General features: G+C 60.9%; 21 protein-coding genes. 13 read left to right on the top strand and 8 right to left on the bottom strand.

Annotation, left to right across the window (positions count from 1 at the left end; all coding sequences use genetic code 11):
* Positions 1-28: 28 nt before the first annotated feature.
* Entirely contained in the window at positions 29-481 is a 453-nt protein-coding gene (locus ACESY8_RS08030) for a DUF3842 family protein (RefSeq protein ID WP_021630578.1), read from the bottom strand.
* A gap of 120 nt (positions 482-601) precedes the next feature.
* Between ACESY8_RS08030 and ACESY8_RS08035 the strand changes: the two genes are divergently transcribed.
* Positions 602-1,531, top strand: a complete 930-nt coding sequence (locus tag ACESY8_RS08035) for an AEC family transporter (RefSeq protein ID WP_257592947.1) — start codon at positions 602-604, stop codon at positions 1,529-1,531.
* Between the two features lie 123 nt (positions 1,532-1,654).
* On the opposite strand, the gene ACESY8_RS08040 is transcribed toward ACESY8_RS08035, so the two are convergent.
* Positions 1,655-3,013, bottom strand: a complete 1,359-nt coding sequence (locus ACESY8_RS08040) for a short-chain fatty acid transporter (RefSeq protein ID WP_007491151.1) — start codon at positions 3,011-3,013, stop codon at positions 1,655-1,657.
* 236 nt (positions 3,014-3,249) lie between these two features.
* Entirely contained in the window at positions 3,250-3,843 is a 594-nt protein-coding gene (gene rbr, locus ACESY8_RS08045; protein ID WP_007491149.1) for a rubrerythrin, read from the bottom strand.
* A 261-nt stretch (positions 3,844-4,104) separates the two neighbouring features.
* Here rbr and ACESY8_RS08050 point away from each other — a divergent pair, with 261 nt between their 5' ends.
* The gene (locus ACESY8_RS08050) at positions 4,105-4,773 is read left to right on the top strand and encodes a PAS domain-containing protein (protein WP_024724933.1); all 669 of its coding nucleotides are present in this window, start codon (positions 4,105-4,107) and stop codon (positions 4,771-4,773) included.
* Positions 4,774-4,812: 39 nt separating this feature from the next.
* Here the strand turns inward: ACESY8_RS08050 and ACESY8_RS08055 are convergent, their stop codons facing one another.
* The 4 genes from ACESY8_RS08055 to ACESY8_RS08070 all read right to left on the bottom strand — a co-directional run bounded on the left by ACESY8_RS08055 (position 4,813) and on the right by ACESY8_RS08070 (position 9,290).
* Entirely contained in the window at positions 4,813-6,267 is a 1,455-nt protein-coding gene (locus tag ACESY8_RS08055) for a Na+/H+ antiporter NhaC family protein (protein WP_007491145.1), read from the bottom strand.
* Between the two features lie 3 nt (positions 6,268-6,270).
* Positions 6,271-7,494, bottom strand: a complete 1,224-nt coding sequence (locus ACESY8_RS08060; protein ID WP_054338656.1) for a pyridoxal phosphate-dependent aminotransferase — start codon at positions 7,492-7,494, stop codon at positions 6,271-6,273.
* 65 nt (positions 7,495-7,559) lie between these two features.
* Positions 7,560-7,931 carry a RidA family protein gene (locus ACESY8_RS08065; protein WP_007491142.1) on the bottom strand — a complete coding sequence of 124 codons (372 nt, stop codon included), beginning with the start codon at positions 7,929-7,931 and terminating at the stop codon, positions 7,560-7,562.
* A 144-nt stretch (positions 7,932-8,075) separates the two neighbouring features.
* On the bottom strand, positions 8,076-9,290 hold the full coding sequence (locus ACESY8_RS08070; protein WP_007491140.1) for an NADP-dependent isocitrate dehydrogenase: 1,215 nt from the start codon (positions 9,288-9,290) through the stop codon (positions 8,076-8,078).
* Positions 9,291-9,447: 157 nt separating this feature from the next.
* Here ACESY8_RS08070 and ACESY8_RS08075 point away from each other — a divergent pair, with 157 nt between their 5' ends.
* The gene (locus ACESY8_RS08075; protein WP_204681519.1) at positions 9,448-10,767 is read left to right on the top strand and encodes an MATE family efflux transporter; all 1,320 of its coding nucleotides are present in this window, start codon (positions 9,448-9,450) and stop codon (positions 10,765-10,767) included.
* A 37-nt stretch (positions 10,768-10,804) separates the two neighbouring features.
* Here ACESY8_RS08075 and ACESY8_RS08080 read toward each other — a convergent pair whose 3' ends face one another.
* The gene (locus tag ACESY8_RS08080) at positions 10,805-11,833 is read right to left on the bottom strand and encodes a YeiH family protein (RefSeq protein WP_054338653.1); all 1,029 of its coding nucleotides are present in this window, start codon (positions 11,831-11,833) and stop codon (positions 10,805-10,807) included.
* Between the two features lie 193 nt (positions 11,834-12,026).
* Between ACESY8_RS08080 and asnA the strand changes: the two genes are divergently transcribed.
* From asnA to ACESY8_RS08130, 10 genes are all read left to right on the top strand, one after another.
* On the top strand, positions 12,027-13,040 hold the full coding sequence (gene asnA / locus ACESY8_RS08085; RefSeq protein ID WP_154024221.1) for an aspartate--ammonia ligase: 1,014 nt from the start codon (positions 12,027-12,029) through the stop codon (positions 13,038-13,040).
* 153 nt (positions 13,041-13,193) lie between these two features.
* Positions 13,194-14,066, top strand: coding sequence for a MurR/RpiR family transcriptional regulator (locus ACESY8_RS08090; protein WP_009258615.1), 873 nt, complete (start codon positions 13,194-13,196; stop codon positions 14,064-14,066).
* Positions 14,067-14,239: 173 nt separating this feature from the next.
* A complete protein-coding gene (locus tag ACESY8_RS08095) occupies positions 14,240-15,835 on the top strand; it encodes an ABC transporter substrate-binding protein (protein WP_007493973.1) in 1,596 nt (531 codons plus the stop codon).
* 194 nt (positions 15,836-16,029) lie between these two features.
* On the top strand, positions 16,030-16,968 hold the full coding sequence (locus ACESY8_RS08100; RefSeq protein ID WP_007493976.1) for an ABC transporter permease: 939 nt from the start codon (positions 16,030-16,032) through the stop codon (positions 16,966-16,968).
* Between the two features lie 14 nt (positions 16,969-16,982).
* Positions 16,983-17,843: an ABC transporter permease gene (locus ACESY8_RS08105; RefSeq protein WP_007493978.1), complete on the top strand. Its 861-nt coding sequence runs from the start codon at positions 16,983-16,985 to the stop codon at positions 17,841-17,843.
* A 7-nt stretch (positions 17,844-17,850) separates the two neighbouring features.
* Positions 17,851-18,882: an ABC transporter ATP-binding protein gene (locus ACESY8_RS08110; protein WP_007493980.1), complete on the top strand. Its 1,032-nt coding sequence runs from the start codon at positions 17,851-17,853 to the stop codon at positions 18,880-18,882.
* Positions 18,875-19,864: an ABC transporter ATP-binding protein gene (locus tag ACESY8_RS08115; RefSeq protein WP_009258613.1), complete on the top strand. Its 990-nt coding sequence runs from the start codon at positions 18,875-18,877 to the stop codon at positions 19,862-19,864. Before ACESY8_RS08110 ends, ACESY8_RS08115 begins: the two co-directional genes overlap by 8 nt.
* A 48-nt stretch (positions 19,865-19,912) precedes the next feature.
* Positions 19,913-20,695, top strand: a complete 783-nt coding sequence (locus tag ACESY8_RS08120) for a creatininase family protein (protein WP_054338651.1) — start codon at positions 19,913-19,915, stop codon at positions 20,693-20,695.
* Between the two features lie 27 nt (positions 20,696-20,722).
* Positions 20,723-21,799, top strand: coding sequence for a M42 family metallopeptidase (locus ACESY8_RS08125; RefSeq protein WP_024724939.1), 1,077 nt, complete (start codon positions 20,723-20,725; stop codon positions 21,797-21,799).
* Between the two features lie 311 nt (positions 21,800-22,110).
* Positions 22,111-23,820 (top strand): C69 family dipeptidase, encoded by a 1,710-nt coding sequence (locus ACESY8_RS08130; RefSeq protein WP_009258610.1) that lies wholly within the window; start codon positions 22,111-22,113, stop codon positions 23,818-23,820.
* The last annotated feature ends 36 nt before the right edge of the window (positions 23,821-23,856 follow it).

The following is a 23,856-nucleotide window of genomic DNA, read 5'->3' on the forward strand; positions in this document are numbered from 1 at the left end:
GATGCTGACGCATCCGCCGGGTTTCGCGCTATTCCGCTCCGCCGGCGGGCGGCAGCAGCTTGCCCAGTTCCCCCACCGCGCTCTCCAGCAGCCGGGCCACGGGCAGCTCCGCCACGCCGGCCACCAGATTGTCACACTGGTTCAGGGGGATGAGGATCCGCCGGGCCCGGGCCTGCCCCACCGCTACCGCCATGGCCGGGGAGATCTCCCCCATCAGGGCGTCGGCGATGACGATGCCCAGGGGGCCCAAAATCACATCCGCCCGGCGGCAGGCCACCAGCAGGGCGTTCTCTCCCGTGGCCCCCTGAGACGCGCCGCCCTTGAGCATGGCGGAGGTGGCCAGGCTGTTGGTTCCGATGGCGGTCACCTCCACCTGGGGATAACGGGTTAGAATCGCCTTGATGAGCTGCTGCCCGATCCGGCCGCCCTGGCCGTCAATCACTAAAATCTCCATCGTTTGACCCCTTCTCTCTGTTTCCATTGGCCTTATTATAATCTACCCTGGGGCAGGCCGCAAGCGCCGGGATGAGAAAAGTGCATTCCCTTTTTCCCCAGGCTGTGGTTTAATAAGAACAGGAACTTTCATCCGGGGGGAATGGAGATGCTGTCCAATCTGCTGACGGTCACCGGACAGGTGGCCACTTTGTTTTTGATGATGGCGGTGGGTTTTGTGCTGGGCCGGGCGGGAAAGATAACTGAGGCGGGCCGCAGCCAGATGTCGTACCTGCTGCTCTACATCGTCTGTCCCTGTGTGATGGTGGACTGCTTTCTGGTGAAGCGGACCCCCGCCTTGACGCAGGAGGTTGCGGTCGGCTCTGCGGCGGCGCTGGCCTGCTATCTGCTCTTTTTCGCCGTCTCCCTGCTGTTCTTCCGGCGGCAGCCGGCGGATGCCCGGGACACCCTGCGTTTTGCCGCCGTCTACGGCAACATCGGCTTCATGGGGCTCCCCCTGGTCCAGTCCATCCTCGGGGAGGAGGCGCTGGTCTACGGCGCGCTGGCCCTGCTGGCCTTCAACCTGACCAGTTGGACGCTGGGCGTGCTGATCATGGGAGGCCGGGCGGCCTTCTCCCTGCGCAGGGCGGTGCTCAACCCAGGTGTTATCGGCATCGGGCTCGGGCTGCTTTGCTTTCTCAGCGGCCTGCGCTTTCCTTCCCCCGTGGGAGCGGCCCTCTCCTTCCTGAGCGACCTGAACACCCCCCTGGCCATGGTGGTCATCGGTACCCAGCTCGCCGAAGCCGACCTGCCCAGCACCTTCCGCCAACCCAGGAACTACCTGGTTTCCTTCCTGCGCCTGGCCCTGTTCCCCACCCTGACTGCCCTGCTGCTGCTCCCCCTCCGCTCCTCCTCCGGCCTCTACTGCGCCCTGGTGCTATTGTCCGCCACGCCTGTGGCCGGTACGACCAGCCTCTTTGCTCAGCAGTTCGGCCGGGATACCGCCCCTGCGGCGGAGTCCATCACCCTGTCAACCCTGCTCTCCATCCTCACCCTGCCCCTCTTCGCCGTGCTGGCCAGAGGGATCAGCATGTTCTAACCGTAAGCGCAGACGCGGGCGCCCCAGATGGGGCCCCCCCGCGTTTCTATTTGCGCAAAAACTTCATGCGCCTAAACCTTTGCACAGTTTCGTGGTGCCCCCTGTTCACATGAAGTTTAATACCTAAAACAGGAGTCCCCAGAGCAGGAATCCGCCGCAGGCGACCAGGCCAGTAAAGATCGTAATGATGACCAGATAGCCCATGATATTGCGGGCAGACAATCCGGCAATCCCCAGAGCGGGCAAGGCCCAGAATGGCTGGATCATGTTGGTCCACTGGTCGCCCCAGGCAATGGCCATGGCGGCCCGGCCGTACTCGATGCCCATCTCAGTAGCCGCAGGCATAACAATGGGGGCCTGCACCGCCCACTGCCCGCCGCCGGAGGGGACAAAGAAATTGATGATGCCGGCGGAAAGGAATGTCAGCACCGGGAAGGTGACATTATCGGAGATTTGGGTGAAGAAGTTGGCGATAATTCCGGCCAGGGACACCCCTGCATCGTTCTGCGCCACCATCAGTCCCATGATGCCGGCATAGAAGGGGAACTGGAGCAGAATGCCCGCCGCTCCGGAGGCGGCATCGGCGATGGCATCCACATACCTGCGCAGATCACCGTGGAGCAAAATACCCAGGAACAGAAAAATCATATTGACGATGTTCAGATCCAGGTTGAACCCCTTCTGCACAAAGTAATACACGATGTACGCAAAGCCCAGCACAAGAGTGATAAACCACAGGACCTTATTGTGCTCAATTTTCTCCGCCGGGGTATTCATGGTATAAGTCTTCTCCGCCTCGTCCACCAGTAAGGCTGGATCCACCGCAATGGTATGGTCGGTATCCGGATGCATGGCATAGTTGACGAAGGGCATGAGCACCAGGATGACAAGTACCATGACCAGGTTCATCGGGTGAAATATAGTGGCAGTAACCGGGGCCTGGTATACAACTCCAAGCACCTCGGAGCCCGTGCCGCCAATTTGCAGAGGGATGGACCCCGACAGGCCGGCGTGCCAGATCACAAAGCCGGAATAGGCGGAGGCAATCAGCAGGGGATAATCCACATCCCGTACCCGGCGGGCCACAGCCTTGGCCAGCAGGGCGCCGGCAATCAGGCCAAAGCCCCAGTTGAGCCAGCAGCAGATGGTGGACACGAAGGTGGTAACCAGGATTGCGCTCTTTTTGTCGTGAGCCAAGGTGGCAATCGCTGCCAGCGCCTTCTTGCACGCCTTGGCGGAGGCCATGGCGGAGCCCAGCACCAGCACCAGGGCCATCTGCATGGCGAAGGACAGCAGGCTCCAGAAGCCATCCTTGACTTCGCCCTGGCCCCCCCAGGACCACACCAATTCCAGGGGACCCTGCTGCGTACCGATCATGGCAGCGATAAAGACCACGATGGTCAGGATGATGGCGAACAGGAATGGATCCGGAAGCCACCGGTTCACAACCTGTACGCAGCCATTGGTAAAGCGTTTGAACATGAAACAACCTCCTCTGTATCTCTCTCCGCCACACACACTCCATGGCAGGAACTGTCTAAATCATAGCAACCTACTTCTCTCGTGTCAATAAAAACCTATAAGTCTAGTATAAATTCTACAAAGCCATATTGAGAACCGGCAGGTTTCCTTCTCCTACCATCCTCATTTCTTCATGGACATACCCAGGCCCCCACCGTCTTCTACGGGCGGTGAGGGCCTGGGTATGGGGTTTGCAGTTATTCAAAGGGCGCCATCTCCCAGCGGATAAAGTAGCCCTGTGGATGCTTGCAGACGGGGCACACGGCGGGAGCCATGGTGGCGTCAATGATTTGGCCGCAGTTGAGGCACATCCACTTGACCTGAACATCGGACACAAACAGCTTGTCCTGCTCCAGCAGCTCAGCAAACTTGCCGAAGCGGTCGCCATGGGTCTTTTCAATTCCGGCAATCATGGAAAAAATGTGGGCAATCTCCGGGAACCCCTCCTCCTGGGCGGTTCTGGAAAAGCCCGCGTAGTCGTGGTCCCACTCCTGGTACTCATTGTGCTGGGCCGAGCGAAGGTGGTCCAGAATGTCGGGAAACAGCTCTACGGGGTAGGTGCCGTCCACCTGAAGGTTCTGACCGGACACCTGCTCCAGCAGGTTGTAGAACACCTTGGCGTGGGCCCGTTCCTGGTCCGCGGTGAAGGTGAACACGCTCTCCAGTACATACAGGTTCTTCCTCCGGGCCAGTCCGGCTGCGAAGGTGTAGCGGTTGCGGGCCTGACTCTCGCCGGCAAAGGCCCGCATGAGATTGAGTCTGGTTTCACTTTGTGCAAAATCAGCGGACATAAAAATCCCTCCTGTTTTATGGATACCGTAAGCATATCCACAACCAGAAAAAACCATACAAAAAAGTACAGCAAAGTTCTCCGGCGGTTAGCACAGCACAGAGCATGCGGACTCGAAACCCCTGAGCGGGATGTTTCTTTGCTCTCAAACCGTGTTCTGTTTCGGCAGGTCTTCTGATTCATCGGATTCCCTGTGGAAATTTTTCCATTCCTATGGTATACTGAAAACTGATTTAATCCACGAAACAGGTAGGGATACACGGTGAAAGAGCGCAATGTAATGTTTACCGAGACTGATTTTAGAATTCTGGACTCTTATAAATCGGTGCTGGATGGTCTGGCTGCTTACCTTGGGGATGGATACGAGATCGTATTGCACAGCCTTCACGATTTGGACCATTCCGTAATCAAAATTATAAATGGTCACTATACTGGCCGACGCGAGGGCTTCCCCATCACAGACCTGGCTCTGTCCATGCTGGCAAAAATCGAGGAACGGCCCGACACAAACTGCATCACTTACTTTAACCGAAACCAGAAAGGCGAACCCCTTAAATCGGCCACCATTGTAATTCGCAATCATAGCCGCATGGCTATCGGCCTGCTGTGCATCAACTTTTACATGAACACCTCGGTGTTTCAATTTCTGCAGAGTATGACTCCGCCCGCCGCACAGACTCCGGATTCTCCCGTGGAGGAGAGCTATGTAGAGAATGTGGATGAACTGATTGTCCAGGCGGTGACCGAAGCCAGCCAAAAGGTTCAGAACGACAGCGCCATTTCAAACGCCAACAAAAACAAAGAGATTGTCAGTATCCTTTACCAGAGGGGAATCTTCAACCTGAAAGATGCGGTCGTCAAGGTCGCTGGCCTCATGGGTATCTCCAAGAACACGGTTTATATGCATGTACGCAATCTCAATCACGGCTGAAAAAGGCTGGAACCGGTTTGGTTCCAGCCTTTTTTATAATCAGGGCTTTTTGTGGAGAATCGCGCCGTCCGGGCCCTCATAAATCCGGTCCCACCCGGTCAGGATCGATACGGTCAGCACAACAAAGAGGACCATGGGATAGAACGCCCCACTGAAAATCTGCAGCGGGGTCACCGCAGGCAGATAGGAGTACTCCTCCAGCAGCGGCTCAATGGACGAGGCCGAGATGAAGATGAAGGCGCTGATAAAAGGGAGGATTGCGGGGAAGGTGTTGGCGTAGCCTGTCAGGAAATTGGCGCGCCGGTAGGGGTGAATCTGGTGTCTGGCGCCCAGCTCATCAGCCACGGAGCCGAAGGTAAGTACCGAGGCGCTGGTCACACCTCCCACCAACAGGGTGGTAAGCATGGAGCCCAGCCCAATGAGCAGCTCAGCCCCGCGGGCCGTGCGTGCAAACCGGCTGTTGCAGATGCCTTGAATCATGCGCTCCATCGTGCCGCTCTCGTTGAGTACGCCCATGGCGCCGAACAGGGCCATGCAGAACAGGCAGATACCGATCATGCCGGTAAAGCCGTTATAGATAAAGCCGGTGGCCGCGCCGTTCTCCACCCCCAGGATGTCAGAGGGGCCGAAGGTGCCGGAGAGCAGGCCCACGGCAATGCCCGAGACGAGGCCCGCCGTGACGGCCTTGAAGATATCGCGGGTGCGGATCGACACAAACAGGAGGACGGCCACTGGGATGAGCATGATGAGGCCCTTGGGGTCCATGTTGGCCTGAAGGATCTCATCCGCCCCTTCCATGACTGCGCCGCTGCCGCCGCCAAATACGGCGAAGAGTACCAACGCGATGCCGCCGGCGATCAGGGCATATTTCAGTCGGTAACCCACCGTGCCGGCGATATCGGCATAACCCTCCTTGGTTCGGAACCGTTGGTTGGTTGTGGATGCAATGGTCACATCAGAGATGGGGGCCAGGTTATCGCCGAAAATTGCACCGGAGAGGATCGCGCCCGCCAGGATTGCGGGGTGGCTGCCCAGCAGGATTCCCGCCGGATACAGGATGGGAAACACCGTGGTCAGGGTCCCGATGGAGGAGCCGGTAGCCGTGGTAATCAGACAGGCGGCCAGGAATGTAAAGGCCGTAAAGATGCTGCCCGGCATACCGACCATGTGTGCCATCCAGACAAAGCCCTGGGATACCCCGCTGATGGCCATCAGCTTGGTAAACATACCAATGACCAGCAGGATCACCACAATACTTACGGAGGTGGAGCTTCCGATTCCACGCAGCACCGCATCCCAGTAGGCACCATAGGTTTTGCAAAACAGCGCGCCTATCAGCAGCCCCAGGAAGCCGCCCACCGCCAGGGCGTTCATATCAAAGACCTTGTAGCCCACAAAATAGACCACACAGAATACCAGGAAAATAAGCATGGGTACAACGGACCACCACTGTCCGCCCCGGAACTCAACCGGATATCTCTTTCTCTCTTCCATTGCTCAGGAAACCCCCTTCTCCTTTCCCAGCTTCATGAGTGCGGCTTTGACACGCTCCAGCGCCGCCACCATCTGCGCGTCCTCCCGGAAGGCTCCGAATACAATCCGCAGGTGTCCCTCCCCTTGTGCGCCGTACGGGGTGCCGGCGTTCACCACCACGTTGGCCTCCTTGATGATGTAGGCGTTGACCTCATCGGCGGTGCCGAGCCGGGACACATTCACCCAGCAGAGGAAGGTGCTCTCCGGCATGGCCATGGACACACCGGGAATGGAGTTGAAGATCTCATAAACGATTTTGCGGCGGCGGTCAAAGATGCGGTTGTACTCCTCCAGGAAAGAGGCATCCTTCAACGCAGCAATGGCTCCCAGTTGAGAGGCGGTGTTGGTGGCTCCGATCACGCTTACGGCGCTGCCATAGTACACATCCATGATGTGGTCGTCCGCCACGATGTAAGCCACCCGGTAGCCGCTGAGCGCCATTCCCTTGGAGATGGAGCATACCGTGACGGTGCGTTCCCACATGCCCGGCAGGGACGCAAGGGTGACAAACTCCACCCCGTCGTACACCGAGTCCTCAAACGCTTGGTCGCACACCACAATCAGGTCGTTCTTAACTGCAAATTGGGCCAGCTTCTCCAGACTCTCTCTGCGCATAACGGTAGTGGTGGGGTTGTTGGGGTTGGTAAGGACAATCATTTTGGTGTTTGGCGTCAGGCGTTTTTCGAACTCCTCGATCTCCAGTTGGTATCCGTTCTCCTCCCGCAGGGGGACCGGCACCGTTACACCGCCGAGGATTCTGGCGTTCAGGAAGTTGTTTGGATAGCTGGGGTCGGGCACCACGACCTCATCGCCTGGGTCAATGAAGGGCATCATTGCAAACATCAGGCCGGCATCTGAGCCGGGCGTAATAATTATGTTGCGCTCCGGGTCCACATCCAGGTGGTTGAATGCCTTGAGCTTTTTCGCCAGTTCCATTTTCAGCTCCATATTGCCGATGGGCATGGTGTAATGGGCGGATGTCCCGTCCTCCAGCCCCGCCAGAGTAGCCCTTTTCACGTGCTCCGGGATCGCCGGGTCGGGATAGAAGGGGTCGGCCCAGCACATCAGAGCCGCGCCGTTGGCAATGAGGTCGTTCAATGCCGTTCCCACATCGGCTTTGGAGACTTTTTCAAACAGTCCCCCCTGAATTCCCCGGAACTTTTTGCTGATCTTATCCTGGACGCTCATATTCCATACTCCTTTCTCTTCTGCTTTACGGCAAATTCCGGTCCCCAATCATATATAAGCGGCTGTCAGTCCAGTTCGGCAACCGCCTCAATCTCACACAGGGCTCCCTTGGGCAGATCCTTCACCGCCACACAGGAGCGGGCAGGCTTGGAGGTAAAATACCTGGCATATACCTCGTTGAAAGCGGCAAAGTCGGCAATGTCGGCCAGAAAGCAGGTGGTCTTGACCACCTTTTCAAAACCGGAGCCAGCAGCCTCCAGAATAGCGCCCACATTTTTGCAGCTCCACTCTGCCTGGGCGGCGATGCCTTCGGGCATGGCCCCGTCGGCGGGATTCACCGGAAGCTGGCCGGAGGTAAACAGAAGCTTTCCGGTGGAAATCCCCTGGGAATAGGGTCCAATGGCGGCGGGCGCCCCTTTTGTCTGGATAATGTTCATAAGAAATCGTCCTCCTCTATTTTTGATTCTGTGCAGATTATATCACTGAAATTTATTTTAGTCAATGCATTTTTCTTTATTTCAAAAAAACCGTCCTCCCTCGTACGAGGGAAGACGGTTTCGGGAACGCTCCCGCGATTTGAATTACAGCATTTTCTCCAGCTCGGTCCGGATGGCCCGGATGAACTCCAGGGAGGTGACACCCCTGGCGGGGATCTCCCCATCCCACAGGCCCACCAGATCCTTTGTCATGGTGCCCCCCTCGATGGTGGCGATGGCAGCCGCCTCCAGCTTGTCGGCAAACTGCCCCAGAGCGTCAATGCCGTCCAGCTCTCCCCGCTTGCGCAGGGCGCCGGTCCAGGCAAAGAGGGTGGCCACCGGGTTGGTGGAGGTCTCCTCCCCCTTCAAATACTTGTAGTAGTGGCGGGTGACGGTGCCGTGGGCGGCCTCATACTCATATTTGCCGTCGGGGCTCACCAGCACAGAGGTCATCATGGCCAGGGAGCCGAAGGCGGTGGAAACCATGTCGCTCATCACGTCGCCGTCGTAGTTCTTGCAGGCCCAGATGAAGCCGCCCTGGGAGCGGATCACCCGCGCCACCGCGTCGTCGATGAGCGTATAAAAGTACTCGATGCCCAAGGCGTCGAAGGCGGCCTTATACTCGGCGTCGAAGATGGCCTGGAAGATGTCCTTGAAGGTGTGGTCGTACTGCTTGGAGATGGTGTCCTTGGTGGCGAACCACAGGTCCTGTTTGGTGTCAATGGCGTACTGGAAGCAGGAACGGGCGAAGGAGGCGATGGAGCTGTCCTTGTTGTACTGCCCCTGGAGCACGCCGGAGCACTCAAAGTCGTAGACGGTCTGGCGGAATTCCTCCTTCCCGTCCGCGCCGGTGAACACCAGCTCGGCCCTGCCGGGGCCGGGCACCCGGTACTCGGTGCACCTATAAACGTCGCCGTAGGCGTGGCGTGCGATGGTGATGGGATGCTTCCAGGTCTTGACCACCGGGGAGATGCCCCTGACCATGATAGGGGCGCGGAACACGGTGCCGTCCAGGATGGCGCGGATGGTGCCGTTGGGAGACTTCCACATCTGGGAGAGCCGGTACTCCTCCACCCGCTGGGCGTTGGGGGTGATGGTGGCGCACTTGACCGCCACGCCGTACTTCTTGGTGGCCTCGGCGGAGTCCACAGTCACCTGGTCCTTCGTCCGCTCCCGCTCGGGCAGGCCCAGGTCGTAATACTCGGTTTTCAGGTCGATGTAGGGCAGGAGCAGCTCGTCCTTGATCTGCTGCCACAGCACGCGGGTCATCTCGTCCCCGTCCATCTCCACCAGCGGGGTAGTCATCTGAATCTTTTCCATGGTCTCCTCCTCGGTTGGTTTTATCGCATTTCCTGGGCCAAATTATACCCCCATCCGTCAAAAATGGCAAGGGATTCCGTGTGTTTTGCCTCTTGTCCCGCCCGGGTTGGATCGGCTATACTGGAACACAGCCACAAAGAGAAAAGAGGATTGTCCCGTGTTCAGCAAGCAGGCCCTGCGCAGGCTTATTCTGCCCTTAATTATCGAACAGTTTCTGGCCGTCATGGTGGGCATGGCGGACATCATGATGGTCTCCTCCGCCGGAGAGGCCGCAGTCTCCAGCGTGGCGCTGGTGGATCTCATCAACGTCCTGATCATCAACATCTTTGCCGCCCTGGCCACCGGGGGCGCGGTGGTGTGCGCCCAGTCCATCGGCGCCCAAAACCTGGAGCGGGCCAACCGGGCAGCCAACCAACTTCTGTATATCGTCACCGCCGCTGCCCTGGGGATCATGGTTCTGGTGCTTTTCTGCAAGGCAGGGCTGCTGGGCCTGCTGTTCGGCCAAGTGGAGCCGGAGGTGATGGAGGGGGGCATCACCTACTTTGTCATCTCCGCCCTCTCCTACCCCTTCATCGCCGTCTACAACGGCTGCGCCGCCCTGCTGCGGGCCATGGGCAACTCCAAGGCCTCCATGTGCGTCTCCGCCTACATGAACGGGCAGAACATTGCAGGCAACGCTGTCTTTGTGTTCGTGTTCCACCAGGGTGTGGCGGGCGTGGCCCTCTCCTCCCTGCTGTCCCGCATCGCGGCCGCCGGACTCATGCTGGCCCTGCTCCACGGCCGGCGCAACCCCGTGCGGGTGTCCGGCCTGCTCCGCTTCCGATTCGAGCCGGCGGTCATGGCCCAGATTCTCCGCATCGGCGTGCCCAACGGCCTGGAAAACAGCTTCTTTCAACTGGGCCGGGTGCTGCTGGTGAGCCTGATCTCCACCTTCGGCACGGCCCAGACCGCCGCCAACGCCGTGGCTAACAACATCGACAATTTCGGCGTCATTCCCGGCCAGGCCCTGGGCCTTGCTCTCATCACCGTGGTGGGCCAGTGCGTGGGGGCCGGAGACTGGGATCAGGTGCGCGCCTACACCAAGCGGCTGGTCAAGCTCACCTACCTGTGTACCTGGGGGCTCAACGCTGCGCTGCTGCTGGGTCTGCCCCTCATCCTGCGCCTCTACAGCCTGACGCCGGAAACCCAGTGGTACGCCGCGGTGCTCATCTTCATCCACAACGGCTGCGCAATGCTGTTTTGGCCCCTGGCCTTCACCATGCCCAACGCCCTGCGGGCCGCCGGTGACGTGAGGGTGCCCATGGTCATTTCCATCACCTCCATGCTTGTGGTGCGTGTGGGGGGCAGCTATCTGCTGGGCCTCCACTTCGGCCTGGGCGCCATCGGCGTGTGGCTGGCCATGGTGGGGGACTGGGTCGTTCGGCTCATCTGCTTCGTGCTCCGCGCCCGAAAAAAGCTGTGGCTGGAGCACCGCTGAATACGCGCACCCGAAGCCATTCGGGTGCGCGTTTTCTTTACCAGAGGTCCAGCGCGTACTGCATGCCCAGGCTCACTGCCGTGATGGCCGCCCAGCAGCACAAGCCCATCAGAATGGGTCTGCCGCCGGTCCTGACGAGTTTGATCAGATCGGTATTGAGCCCAATGGCCGCCATGGCCATGATGATGAAGAACTTGGACAACTCCTTAAAAGGAGCAAAAGCCGCTGCGTCCACTCCTGCCAGGGACGCCCCCGTAGTAATCAGGGAGGCCAGCATGAAGAACAGGAGGAAGAAGGGGAACACCCGCCGGAGAGAGAAGCTTCCCTCCCCCGTGCCGCCTGCCCGCCTGGCCCGGGCGGTGCGCCGGAGAGCCAGCGCCAGGGTGATGGGGATGATGGCCAGAGTGCGGGTGAGCTTGACAATGGTGGCGGTGTCCAGGGTGTTGGCCCCGGGGTGCATTCCGTCCCAGGCCGCGGCAGCGGCCGTGACGGAGGAGGTATCATTCACCGCCGTGCCGGCAAAGAGTCCGAAGCCCTCGTTCCCTAGACCCAGCAGGCCGCCCAGGGTGGGGAACAGGAGGGCGGCCGCCACATTGAACAGGAAGATGACCGAGATGGACTGGGCGATCTCCTCGTCGTCCGCGCCGATGACCGGGGCGGTGGCCGCGATGGCGGAGCCGCCGCAGACGGATGAGCCCACCCCCACAAGGGTGGAGATGTTGGAGGGGATATGCAGCAGCCTGTGCAGAAGGAAGGACACCACCAGGGAGGTGGTGATGGTGGACAGGATGATGGGCAGGGACTGAACGCCCACCTTGGCGACCTCCGACAGATTCAGTCCGAAGCCAAGCAGGATCACGGCATATTGCAGGATTGTTTTTGATGTGTAGGCGATGCCCGCCTGAGCCCGGCCCTTATCCCGGACAAGCAGGGCGATGGCCATGCCCGCCAGGATGGCGAACACCGGCCCGCCGATGACCGGGAGCGCCCGGCCCAGCATCCAGCAGGGAATGGCGATGCACAGGCACAGCAGCAGCCCGGTCCCTCTCTCGTTCCAGTGCTTCATGTCATACTTCCTCTCTTTCTGATGGGTTCCCCTATCATACCGTAAAATTTCCATCAGGTAAAATGATACTTATTTATTTTTCTATAAGAAATATTTATTGCTTCTTTCCCCCGTTTCCTCCCTTGCCCCCGGAGCGCTTTTCCTGTATAATGTGGTACAGTATTGCGCAACTGCGTGGAAAGGGAGCCTTTTTATGCTGCAAACGGTCATTCCACAGGGGTACGCCCCCTGTCTGAACCTCTATGACACTCAAAAGGCCATTGGCCTGCTCAAGCGCCTGTTTGAGGATACGCTGGGCGGCGCGCTGCACCTGCGCCGGGTCTCCGCCCCCCTGTTTGTGGAGGCCTCCACCGGCCTGAACGACGATCTCAACGGCGTGGAGCGGGCCGTCTCCTTCGACATTCCCGACGCCGGGCGGGACGCACAGGTGGTTCACTCCCTGGCCAAGTGGAAGCGGATGGCCCTCTACCGCTACCAGTTCTCCGTGGGCGAGGGCCTCTACACCGATATGAACGCCATCCGCCGGGACGAGGAGCTGGACAACCTGCACTCCGTCTATGTGGATCAGTGGGACTGGGAGAAGATCATTGCCCCCCGGGACCGGAACGCCGACTATCTCCGGCAAACCGTGCGCACCATTGTCTCTGCCATGGCAGAGACCCAGCACACCCTGCGCTCGGTCTTTCCCCAACTCACCGCTCTTCCTCCGCTGGGGACGGAGGTCTCCTTCGTCACCACCCAGGAGCTGGAGGAGCTCTGGCCCGACCGCTCCCCCAAGGAGCGGGAGGATGCCTGGGTGAAAGAGCATCCCGTCACCTTCCTGATGGGCATCGGCGGCGCGCTCAAGTCGGGCCGCCCACACGACGGCCGGGCCCCCGACTACGACGACTGGACCCTCAACGGGGATATCCTGGTGTGGAACCCAGTGCTGGAGCGGGCTTTTGAGCTGTCCTCCATGGGCATCCGGGTGGACGCCGCCGCCCTGGACCATCAGCTCACCCTCGCCGGGTGCGAGGCACGGCGGGAGCTTCCCTTCCACAAGCTGCTGCTGGAGGGCAAGCTGCCCCTCACCATCGGCGGCGGCATTGGCCAGTCCCGCCTGTGCATGCTCCTGCTGGGCAAGGCCCACATTGGCGAGGTGCAGGCCAGTGTCTGGGATGAACAGACCATCCAGGCCTGCCGCGACGCCGGGGTGATTCTGCTGTAATGCCGCGTCCGGCTTTTGGTAAAAGTGGAACACGGGGCGGCCTATGAGTGGGCCGCCCCGCGTCTGCCTGCGGTGCAAAAGTGCTTGCACGCTCTCCTCCGGCTATGGTACACTAGCAGGCGAACCGAATCTTTGCACATGGAAAGGACCACCATGGATATTTTGGAGCAAATCAGGGCCAATTACGGCTCCTTCAGCCGCCCCAGACAGCGTATCTCCGACTTTATCCTGAATTACCCGGAGCAGTGCTGCTTTCTCTCCCTCAGAAGCTTTGCCCAGCAGGTCGGGACCACGGAGGTCACGGTCCTGAACTTCTGCCGCGGCCTGGGACTGGGCAGCTATATGGACCTCAAGAAGGCGCTTCAGGACTACCTGATCGTGCGCGTCAACGCCGGAGACCGGCTGAAGCTGGCGGTGGCGGGCAGCGGCAGTGCCCAGGATCTGTACCAGCGGGTCTGCCGCGCCGAGCGGGAGGCCCTCCAGAGCACCCTGGACGGCAACTCCGTGGAGCTGCTGCTGGCCTTCACCCAAGCCCTGCGCCGGGCCAGGCGTATTTTCATCGCCGCCCATGACTTCAGCCGTTTTCCCGCCGGATACCTGGAGCACCGGCTGCTCTCACTGGAGCTAGACTGCTGCATCCTGGATCTGCAGGCCCGGCAGGATATGTTCCGGCGGCTCTCCGCCCAGCCGCCCCAGGATGGGCTGCTGATTGCCATCACCGTGCCCCCGTACGGCAACGACACCATCGCCCTGACCCGCTACTGCGCTTCCATCGGCATGCCCGTGGCAGCCCTTACGGACCGGCCCGATTCCCCCGTTGCCCGCTGCGCCCAGACTACCCTTCTCTGCCATGTGGAGCTGATGGGTATGACCAACTCCTTTACCTCCATGGTCGGCCTGGTGGACACCCTGGCTATGCTCTATACCTTTACCAGCGGCGCTCCCACCCAGGAGGAGAAGACCTGCCGTGACACACTGCACCGAAAGTTTGACAGTTGTTTTTCCGACCCAAACACTTCAATATGAATTTAATCCTGCACAAAATCCCCTCTTTTTATGGAAAGAGGGGATTTTTCTATCAATTTGCCTGGCGATCCGTCGCGAAAAACAGTTGCAATTGACAAAAGCATTTGCTATAATTTAGTTTATCTTACTACAGTAAACGCTGTAGTAGAAAACATTAGTAAGGAGGAGTATGCATGAATCCTACCGCACGGAAACTGACGGCCCTGTCTCTTGCCGCGGTGATGGGCCTGGGCCTGGCCGCCTGCTCTGGCGGCAGCGGAAATGGGGACGCCACCGGCACCGCGTCCCCTACCCCCGGCACCACCGCAGAGCCGACATCCTACGCCGACCAGATCGTGGTCGGCATTACCGCCGAGCCCAAGTACATTGAGCCCAATGCCCCCGGTATGGGCCCTGCCGAGGTTCAGGTGTCCCAGCAGATTTTCGAGGGCCTGGTCCGCACCGGCGACGACGGCTCCATCGAGCCCGTCCTGGCCACCGACTGGACCATCAGCGACGACGGCCTGACCTATACCTTCAATCTGGTGCAGGGCGTCAAGTTCTCCAACGGCGAGGATGTGGAGCCCAGCGACTGGGTCTGGTCCTTCTACCGCGCCCGCGACTACGAAACCTCCAACTACCGCTATATCGCCGAGGCCATCGACACCGTGGAGGCCACCGACGAGCAGGTGGTCATCACCCTCACCGAACCCAACGCCGCCTTTCTGGCCGAGCTGGGCTGCTTCAACATGGTGCTGGGCGACCAGTCCTATGCCGAGAGCATGAGCGACGAGGAGTACCTGAAGAACCCGGTCGGCACCGGCCCCTACATGCTGAAGGACTGGACCCAGGGCAGCAGCCTGACTCTGGAGGCCAACCCCTACTACCGCGTGGAGGGCATGCCCAAGACCAAGGAGATCAAGTACGTCCTGATCGCCGACGACAACACCCGCCTGATGCAGCTCCAGTCCGGCCAGATCGACGTGGCCCCCACCTTCCCCTTCTCTCTCGCCCAGGGCGTGGAGAGCAACGAGGCCCTGGCGCTGGACATCTTCCCCTCCACCCAGATCTACTATCTGACCGTCAACACCACGAAGCCTCCCTTTGACGATGTCAAGGTGCGCCAGGCCCTGTATTACGCGCTGAACAAGTCCGAGCTGGCCAGCGCCATCGCCGGCGAGTACGGCACCCCTGTGGCCGCCATTGTCTCCGAGACCCAGGGCGACTGGTGCAACACCGATCTGCAGGTGACCGAGTACGCTCCCGACACCGCCAAGCAGATGCTGGCCGATGCCGGCTACACCGAGCCCGTGGAGTTTACCCTGTCCATCCGCACCGGCTCCACCTTCTATGAGCAGATTGCCACCCTCATCAAGTCCGAGGTGGACCAGGCCGGCTTCTCCTGCAACATCGAGCTTCTGGAGTCCGCCACCCTGACCGACAAGTACAGCTCTCAGAGCCACCAGGCCACCATTCTCCAGTGGGTGGACGACTACCAGGATCCCTCCGGCGTGGTGGGCTGGACCGTGGACTACGATCAGGCCCAGTGCTTCTACACCGGCCTGAACGACGAGGAGCTGGACGCCCTCTACATGGCCGCCCAGACGGAGATGGACCACGACAAGCGCGTGGAGATGTACCGCGACATTCAGCAGCAGGTGTATGACAACGCCAACGTCATCCCCCTGTACCGGAATGACTTCGCCTTCGCCCGCTCCGCCAAGGTAGACGGCCTGCAGGTCAACCCCTTCTACGTGTACCAGGCCATGTACTGGACCAAGGCCAACTGAGCCGCGTCCTCCCGTTCGCCCGGACGGCGGGGCCCCAGCCGCGGGGGGTGGAGCATACGGCTCCATCCCCCGGCTCTTTTTGCGGGACGCTCTGTCCATGGGGAAGGCGCGGCTTCCCCGTGGACAAGGCGTTCCGCAGTTCCCCGGGAACGGGACGCGCGGTCCCACGAACTGACAGAGGCAGGTGTAACTTCTTGAATCGACTCAACTACATCCTCAAACGGATCCTTCAGATGATTCCGGTTCTGTTTGTGGTCACCATCCTGGTGTTTTCCATCATCCGCTTCATCCCCGGTGAGCCAGCCCGCCTGATTCTGGGCGAGAAGGCCACAGAGGAGGCTGTGGCCGCCCTGACGGAGAAGCTGGGCCTGAATGAGCCCCTGCTCACCCAGTACCTCCTGTTCTTGAAGCAGATTTTCACTCTGGACTTCGGCAACTCCTTCACCTACCAGATGCCGGTGTCCGAGCTTCTGGCCTCCCGCTTTCCGGTGACCCTGGCGCTGACCCTGATGAGCACGGTGATCTCTCTGGTCATCAGCCTGCCCCTGGGCTATTTTGCCGGCGTCCACAAGGACCGTCTGGGCGACCAGGTGGTGCGCACCACCTCCCTGGTGGCCATCTCCATGCCCTCCTTCTGGGTGGGCCTGCTGCTGATGATCGTCTTTGCCCTGAAGCTGAAATGGCTGCCGGCCGGCGGCTGGTCGGACACCCTTCTGGGACAGTTCCGCTGCCTGATCCTGCCCGCCGTCACCCAGTCCCTCATGACCTCCGCCCTGCTGCTGCGCAACACCCGCAACTCGGTGGTGGACATCACCCGCATGGATTATGTGGACTTTGCCCGCAGCAAGGGCATCACCAGCGGCGAGGTGCGCACCCGTCATGTGATGCGCAACGCCATGATCTCCACCGTCACCCTTCTGAGCATGCGCATGGCGGCCATGCTGGGCGGCTCGGTCATCATCGAGACGGTGTTCTCCGTGCCCGGCATCGGCAAGCTGGCCAGCGACGCCATCTTCGGCCGGGACTATGCGGTGGTGCAGTATGTGGTGCTGCTCTTTGCAGTGCTGGTGCTGGTCATCAATCTGATCACCGATATCCTCTATTCCTTCCTGGATCCCCGGGTCAATCTATAGAAAGGGGTGTACGAATGAAACGTTATCACGGCGTCAGTCCGCTGGAGCAGAAGCGCTCCATGCCGGCGTGGCTGGCCAAGCCCTCTTTCGTGATCGGCCTGCTGATTGTGCTGGTGGTCATCCTCATGGCCCTGTTCCCCCAGTTCATCGCCCCCTACGATCCCATCGCCACCGACGTCACCGTGTCCAACCAGGCCCCCAGTGCGGCCCACTGGTTCGGTACGGACTTCTACGGTCGCGACATCTTCTCCCGCGTCATCTGGGGTACCCGCATCGATCTGCTCATCGGCGTGCTGGGCGTGGTGATTCCCTTTCTGGTGGGCGGCATGATCGGACTGCTGGCCGGCTACTACGGCGGCTTCCTGGACAGCCTGCTCATGCGCATCACCGATATCATGATGGCCTTCCCCTTCACCATCCTGGTCATCACCATCATGGCCATCCTGGGCCAGGGACTGATCAACCTGTTCATCGCCCTGTGGCTGGTGGGGTGGATGAGCTACGCCAAGCTGGTGCGCAGCGAGGTGCTGGTGCTCAAGGACTCTGAGTTCATCCAGGCCGCGCGGGTGGCCGGCTTCTCCGACGCCCGGATTCTGTTCCGCCACCTGCTGCCCAACGTCATCAGCTCGGCGGTGGTCTTCGCCGCCTCCGACGTGGTCATGTGCATGCTCACGGGCGCGTCCATGAGCTTCCTGGGCCTGGGTGTCTCGCCCCCCACACCGGAGTGGGGCTCCATTCTCAACGAGGGCCGCAATTTCATCACCTTCGCCTGGTGGCCCACCCTGTTCCCCGGCCTGTTCCTGGCCGTCAGCGGCGTCGGCTTCTCCCTGCTGGGGGACGGCCTGACCGACTTCCTGCGCACGAAAGGACGGTGAGCCCGGCATGGAAAAACTACTTGAAGTCAGTGATCTCCACGTAGCCTTCCCCAGCAAGCGGGAGACTGTCCGCGCCGTGGACGGCGTCTCCTTCCAGGTCTTCCAGGGGGAGACCTTCGGCCTGGTGGGCGAGTCGGGCTGCGGCAAGAGCCAGACCCTCCGCTCCATCCTGGGCCTGCTGAAGCAGCCCGGCCGGATCACCGGCGGCGAAATCCGCTACAAGGGGGCGGACATCGCCAAAATGAGCCAGCGGGAGCTGCAAAAAATCCGGGGCAAGGAGATCTCCATGATCTTCCAGGAGCCCATGACCGCCCTCAATCCGGTGCTGCGCATCCGCAGCCAGATGTACGAGGCCTTTGAGGGGGAGAAGCTGTCCAAGGAGGAGAAGCGCCGGCGGGCCATTGAACTGCTCAAGCTGGTGGGCATCCCCTCCCCCGAGACCCGTCTGGATGAGTATCCCCACCAGTTCTCCGGCGGCATGCGCCAGCGCGCCATGATTGCCATCGCCCTGGGCGCCCGGCCCAAGCTGCTGCTGGCCGACGAGCCCACCACCGCGCTGGATGTAACCATCCAGGACCAGATCATGAAGCTGCTCAACCAGCTCAAGCAGGAGCTGGGTATGAGCATCATCCTGGTGACCCATGATCTGGGCGTCATCGCCCAGATGTGCGACCGGGTCGCCGTCATGTATGCCGGCCAGATCGTGGAGATGACTGACACGGTTACGCTCTTCAGCCGCCCCCGCCACCCCTATACCTACGGCCTGATGGGCTCCCTGCCCAACGAGGAGACCGCCGGCACCACGCTGGAGGCCATCAAGGGTTCGCCCCCCAACCTGGCCCACCTGCCGGAGGGCTGCCCCTTCTCCCCACGGTGCAAATACGCCTGCGACCTCTGCCGCAGGGAGCGGCCCGCGCTCACCGAGGTGGAGCCGGGCCACCTGGCCCGCTGTCACCGCCTGGACGTGACCGCGTCCTTCCAGGGCCTGATCGAGGTGCCGGACGGCGCCGGACGAAAGGAGGACACCCCCCATGGCTGATTCCCGTCCCCTGCTGCTGGAGGTGGAACACCTGTGCAAATGGTTTCCGCTGAAGCGGACGGCCGGCGACGTGCTCCAGCGGAAGGAGAAACGCTACCTCAAGGCCGTCAACGACGTGTCCTTCCAGCTCTTCAAGGGGGAAAACCTGGGTCTGGTGGGCGAGTCGGGCTGCGGCAAGTCCACCCTGGCCCGCACCATTCTCCGGCTGTATGAGCCCACCAGCGGCACCATCCTCCTCAACGGCACGGACATCTCCCACATGAAGGGCGATGCGCTCCGCAGGCTCCGCCCCCAGATGCAGATGATCTTCCAGGACCCTTACTCCTCCCTCAACCCCCGTATGTCGGTATATGACACCATCGCCGAGATGCTGCGGGTACACAAGGTGGTGCCGGCCGAGGAGCTCCCCGCCCGGGTGGAGCAGCTCCTCACCATGAGCGGACTGACCATGGACATCGCCGAGCGCTTTCCCGGCGAGTTCTCCGGCGGCCAGCGCCAGCGCATCGGCATTGCCCGGGCCCTCTCCCTCAATCCCGCCTTTATTGTGGCGGACGAGCCCGTGTCCGCCCTGGACGTATCCATCCAGGCCCAGATCATCAATCTGCTTGCCCAGCTCCAGCGGGAGCTGGAGCTGACGGTGCTGTTCATCTCCCACGATCTGCGGGTGGTGCGCCACATCACCCACCGGGTGATGGTGATGTACCTGGGCAGCAATGTGGAGGTGGGTCCCACCGAGGCCATCTTCCAGCACCCCGCCCACCCCTATACCCAGGTGCTGACCAAGGCGGCCCCCAAGCTGGATCCCCTGAACCGCCAGCGGGACTACGCCATCGAGGGTGAACCCCCCAGCCCCATCCACACCCCCACCGGCTGCAAATTCCACCCCCGCTGCCCCTACTGCACAGACAAGTGCCGCAGCGAAGTCCCCGAGTTAAAGGAGATCGCTCCCGGCCACCTGTGCGCCTGCCACTATCCACTCTGAAGCCAGCCCGACCGGACTGCGCTCCGCAAAATACAAGGAGGTAGTACCATGCGTTTATCCAACCTGACCTGGCCCAAGGCAGAGGAATATTTCCGCGCTCACGATACCGTCCTCATCGGCATCGGCTCCATCGAGTGCCACGGCCGCCACATGCCCCTGGGCACCGACACCCTCATCCCCGACTTCCTGCTGGACAAGATCGAGCAGAAGAGCGACGTGCTCATCTGCCCCACCATCCCCTACGGCGCCACTGAGAGCCTGTGCGACTATCCCGGCACCATCAACCTGGGCACCGAGCTGCTCTATCAGGTGCTCGGCCGGGTGTGCGACAGCCTGTTCCAGCACGGCGCCCGCCGCTTCGTCATCCTCAATGGCCACGGCGGCAACATCAAGTCCATCGACCGGGTGGGCTATGACATCCAGCGCAAGGGCGGTATCCTGGCTGAACTGAACTGGTGGCTCATGGCCTGGGACATGGACCCGGCCTGGAAGGGCGGCCACGGCGGCGGCGAAGAGACGGCGGCCATCCTGGGTATTGACCCCTCCCTGGTGGATCAGAGCGAGGTGGCCGGCCCCATGAAGCTCCACGACGTATCCGATACCCTGAAGGCCACCGGCTTCACCTCCATTGAATACAAGGGCGTCACCGTCAACATTCCCCGCCTGACCCCCTCCGTCACCCACAACGGATGGATTGGTCCCGACCACCCCGAGACCGCCACCGAGGAGTGGGGCCGGAAGATGCTCCAGACCACCGCCGACTACATCGTGGACTTCATGGAGGAGTTCAAGAAGGTGGACATCGCCAAGGCCTGCGGCACCGAATTTTAATTGGTTAGAATGTGGGGATAGACACGAATGGATAAAAAGCAATCACTGGAACTGTGCGCCGCCCTCTCCAACGCCAAGGGCGCGCCCGGCTTTGAGGACGAGGTTCTCGCGGTTCTGCGCCGCTACGGCGAGGGGCTGGGCTCCTTCCGGGAGGACAGCCTGCGCAACCTCTACCTCTCCCGCAGCGGGAACCAGGGCGGACGGCCCATGGTTCAACTGGACGCCCACACCGACGAGGTGGCCTTCATGGTGCAGGCCGTCAAGCCCAACGGCACCCTGCGCTTCACCACCCTGGGCGGCTGGGTTCCCTCCAACATCCCCGCCCACCGGGTTTGGGTTCAGACGGCCGCCGGGGACTATATCCCCGGCGTCACCGCCAGCAAGCCCCCCCACTTTATGAGCGAGGCCGAGCGCAAGGCCCAGCCCGCCGTAGAGGACATGAGCATCGACATCGGCGCCTCCTCCCGGGAGGAGGTACTGCGGGACTTCCGCGTGCGCATGGCCGCCCCGGTGGTGCCCGACGTGACCTTCGAGTACCAGGAGAAACACGATCTGATGATTGGCAAGGCCTTTGACTGCCGCCTGGGCTGCGCCTCCATTCTGCGCACCCTGGACAATCTGCGGGACAAGACGCTGAATGTGGACGTGACCGGCGCGTTCGCCGTCCAGGAGGAGATGGGGACCCGCGGCGCCACTGTCACCGCCAACACCGTGAAACCCGACCTGGCCATCGTCTTTGAAGGCTGCCCCGCCGACGACACCGTGGCCGAACCCTATATGATACAGACCGCCATCCACAAGGGGCCCATGCTGCGCCACATCGACGCCCGCATGATCACCAACCCCCGCTTCCAGCGCTATGCCCTGGATCTGGCGGAGGAGCTGGGCATCCCCGTGCAGGAGAGCGTGCGCACCGGCGGCTCTACCAACGGCGCGCCCATCCATCTGTCCAACCAGGGCGTGCCCGTCATCGTCATCGGCATCCCTGTGCGTTACATCCATACCCACTACGGCATCGCCGCCCACAGCGACGTGGAGAACGCCGCTCGGCTGGCCGCCGCCATTTTGGAGCGGATGGACGCCGCGCAGATCAGCCGCTTCTGAGTCCCAAAGCTGCGCCCCCATGGGGGCGCAGCTTTTTTGTTGATCCCATAAAAACCGTACCATACGCTCTCTATACTTCTGCTAAAATCCGCTGTCCCTCCTGGCTATTTGCAGTTGATCTTTCTCCTTTTCCACACATACAGCCGTAAAATCGCCCAATGATTCTCCTTGACATTTTGTCTATATTGTGCAAAAATGTAGATACAGCATTTCCCATATTAAAATCTGCACGCTTTCTTGCAGAAGGGGGGCTCATGGACCTGTCCCAAGCCGAGGCCGGCTGAATTCAAAAAAAGGTGAGGTAATCAAACATGAAAAAATCCCTTCGCGTCTTATCCGTCACACTGGCGGGCGCGATGCTCCTCAGCACCAGCGCTCTGGCGTGTACCGGCGTGTACGTAGGCAAGGATGTCAGCGACCAGGGGACCTATCTCATTGCACGCAGCGAGGACCAGGGCCAGGGCGACTACAACAAAATGTTTCAGGTACAGCCCCGGGTGGAAAATGTGCCCGGCCGCTTCATCACCGATACCGCCACCGGGTTCCAGATCCCCCTGCCCGCCACCACCTATAAGTACACCTATGTCCCCGACTACACCCGGGGCGACGACGGCATGTACCCCGGTTCCTGCACCAATGAGTACGGTGTGAGCATCACCGCCACCGTTTCCACCTCCACCTGCGAGGCCTGGGAGGCTGAGGATCCCTTTGTGGAGCCCGGCCTGCGTGAGGCCATTCTGGCCGCCTCGGTAGCCGCCGTCTCCACCACCGCCCGGGAGGCCGTGGATGTGCTGCTGGGCTATGTGGACGAGTACGGCTCCGAAGAGGGCAACACCGTCATGATCACCGACCAGGACGAGGCCTGGATCGTGGAGATCTACGGCGGGCACCAGTACTGCGCCATGAAGATGCCCGACGACAAGGTGGCCGTGTTCGGCAACCACAACATGATCGGGCTGGTGGACCCCAAGGCCACTCCCGAGGACGGCTACATCTACTCTGACGGTCTGTTCGACACCATCGACAAGCTGGGCCTGGCCGTCAAGGAGGGCGAGCTGTACCACCTGGCCAAATCGGTGACCAACAACACCCGCGAGGACTACAACAACATGCGCAACTGGGCCGGCATGACCATCCTGGCCCCCTCCCTGGCGGGCGAGTACGACTCCGATGAATTCTATCCTCTGTTCTACTCCCCCGACGAGAAGGTCAGCGTTCTGACCGTCATGGATATCTACCGCAACCGGTACGAGGGCACTCCCCTGGACGTGACCCTGCCCGGCAATGAGGAGAACCGCGTCATCGGCACCGAGCGTTCCTCCCAGATCCATATCCTCCAGACCTTCCCCGACTGGCCCGCGGAGTGCTCCTCCATCGACTGGCTGGCCCTGGGCAACACGGAGCACTCCGTGTTCATTCCCTTCTTCTCCGGCATTACCGACACCGCCCCGGCCTATCATCTGGACGGCGACACCTACAACCCCGACGGCGCCTTCTGGAAGTTCAAGAGCATCTGCACCATTGCTGAACAGAACCGCTCCCTGTATAGCCAGGGTGTAAAGGACTTCTGGAAGCTCCAGGAGGAGCTGATGTACCAGGAGATGCTGGATGCCGCCCCCGCCATGCTGGCCAAGTACTCCGAGAGCCGCGCCGCAGGCGACGCCTATGTAACCCAGCTCGGCATTGATATGGCGGAGCGGGAGATGCTTCTGGCGGATAACCTGTACGCCAAGCTGCTGACCACCATGATGCACAACACAGGTCTGTCCTCCAGCAAGACACCCACCACCTTCCTCTCCGACGTTCCCCTGCGCCAGGTGGCCGAGAGCCGCGGCTACACCGTCACCTGGAACAAGGCCGACGGTTCCACCACCATCGCCAAGGGCGATGTCACCTATACCTTTACCCCTGAGAGCTATGAATGTGTCACCGGCACTGGTGAAACCATTGAGCTGACCCACTACTGCTATGTGCGGGACGGCTTCACCTATATCCCCATGGATTTTGCCAAAACCCTGTAAACAATCACAAAAACACACCGCCCCCGGCTACGCCGG

Source organism: Clostridium sp. ATCC BAA-442 (genome assembly GCF_964239415.1).
Lineage (GTDB): Bacteria > Bacillota > Clostridia > Oscillospirales > Oscillospiraceae > Flavonifractor > Flavonifractor plautii.

Excerpts from the sequence above, each read along its gene's own strand:
- ACESY8_RS08035 (WP_257592947.1), top strand. The coding sequence starts at position 602 with ATGCTGTCCAATCTGCTGACGGTCACCGGACAGGTGGCCACTTTGTTT.
- ACESY8_RS08110 (WP_007493980.1), top strand. The coding sequence starts at position 17,851 with ATGGAAAAACTACTTGAAGTCAGTGATCTCCACGTAGCCTTCCCCAGC.
- ACESY8_RS08055 (WP_007491145.1), bottom strand. The coding sequence starts at position 6,267 with ATGGAAGAGAGAAAGAGATATCCGGTTGAGTTCCGGGGCGGACAGTGG.
- asnA (WP_154024221.1), top strand. The coding sequence starts at position 12,027 with ATGCTGCAAACGGTCATTCCACAGGGGTACGCCCCCTGTCTGAACCTC.
- ACESY8_RS08030 (WP_021630578.1), bottom strand. The coding sequence starts at position 481 with ATGGAAACAGAGAGAAGGGGTCAAACGATGGAGATTTTAGTGATTGAC.
- ACESY8_RS08090 (WP_009258615.1), top strand. The coding sequence starts at position 13,194 with ATGGATATTTTGGAGCAAATCAGGGCCAATTACGGCTCCTTCAGCCGC.
- ACESY8_RS08040 (WP_007491151.1), bottom strand. The coding sequence starts at position 3,013 with ATGTTCAAACGCTTTACCAATGGCTGCGTACAGGTTGTGAACCGGTGG.
- ACESY8_RS08080 (WP_054338653.1), bottom strand. The coding sequence starts at position 11,833 with ATGAAGCACTGGAACGAGAGAGGGACCGGGCTGCTGCTGTGCCTGTGC.
- ACESY8_RS08115 (WP_009258613.1), top strand. The coding sequence starts at position 18,875 with ATGGCTGATTCCCGTCCCCTGCTGCTGGAGGTGGAACACCTGTGCAAA.
- ACESY8_RS08125 (WP_024724939.1), top strand. The coding sequence starts at position 20,723 with ATGGATAAAAAGCAATCACTGGAACTGTGCGCCGCCCTCTCCAACGCC.
- ACESY8_RS08065 (WP_007491142.1), bottom strand. The coding sequence starts at position 7,931 with ATGAACATTATCCAGACAAAAGGGGCGCCCGCCGCCATTGGACCCTAT.
- ACESY8_RS08120 (WP_054338651.1), top strand. The coding sequence starts at position 19,913 with ATGCGTTTATCCAACCTGACCTGGCCCAAGGCAGAGGAATATTTCCGC.
- ACESY8_RS08130 (WP_009258610.1), top strand. The coding sequence starts at position 22,111 with ATGAAAAAATCCCTTCGCGTCTTATCCGTCACACTGGCGGGCGCGATG.
- ACESY8_RS08105 (WP_007493978.1), top strand. The coding sequence starts at position 16,983 with ATGAAACGTTATCACGGCGTCAGTCCGCTGGAGCAGAAGCGCTCCATG.
- ACESY8_RS08095 (WP_007493973.1), top strand. The coding sequence starts at position 14,240 with ATGAATCCTACCGCACGGAAACTGACGGCCCTGTCTCTTGCCGCGGTG.
- ACESY8_RS08060 (WP_054338656.1), bottom strand. The coding sequence starts at position 7,494 with ATGAGCGTCCAGGATAAGATCAGCAAAAAGTTCCGGGGAATTCAGGGG.
- ACESY8_RS08070 (WP_007491140.1), bottom strand. The coding sequence starts at position 9,290 with ATGGAAAAGATTCAGATGACTACCCCGCTGGTGGAGATGGACGGGGAC.
- rbr (WP_007491149.1), bottom strand. The coding sequence starts at position 3,843 with ATGTCCGCTGATTTTGCACAAAGTGAAACCAGACTCAATCTCATGCGG.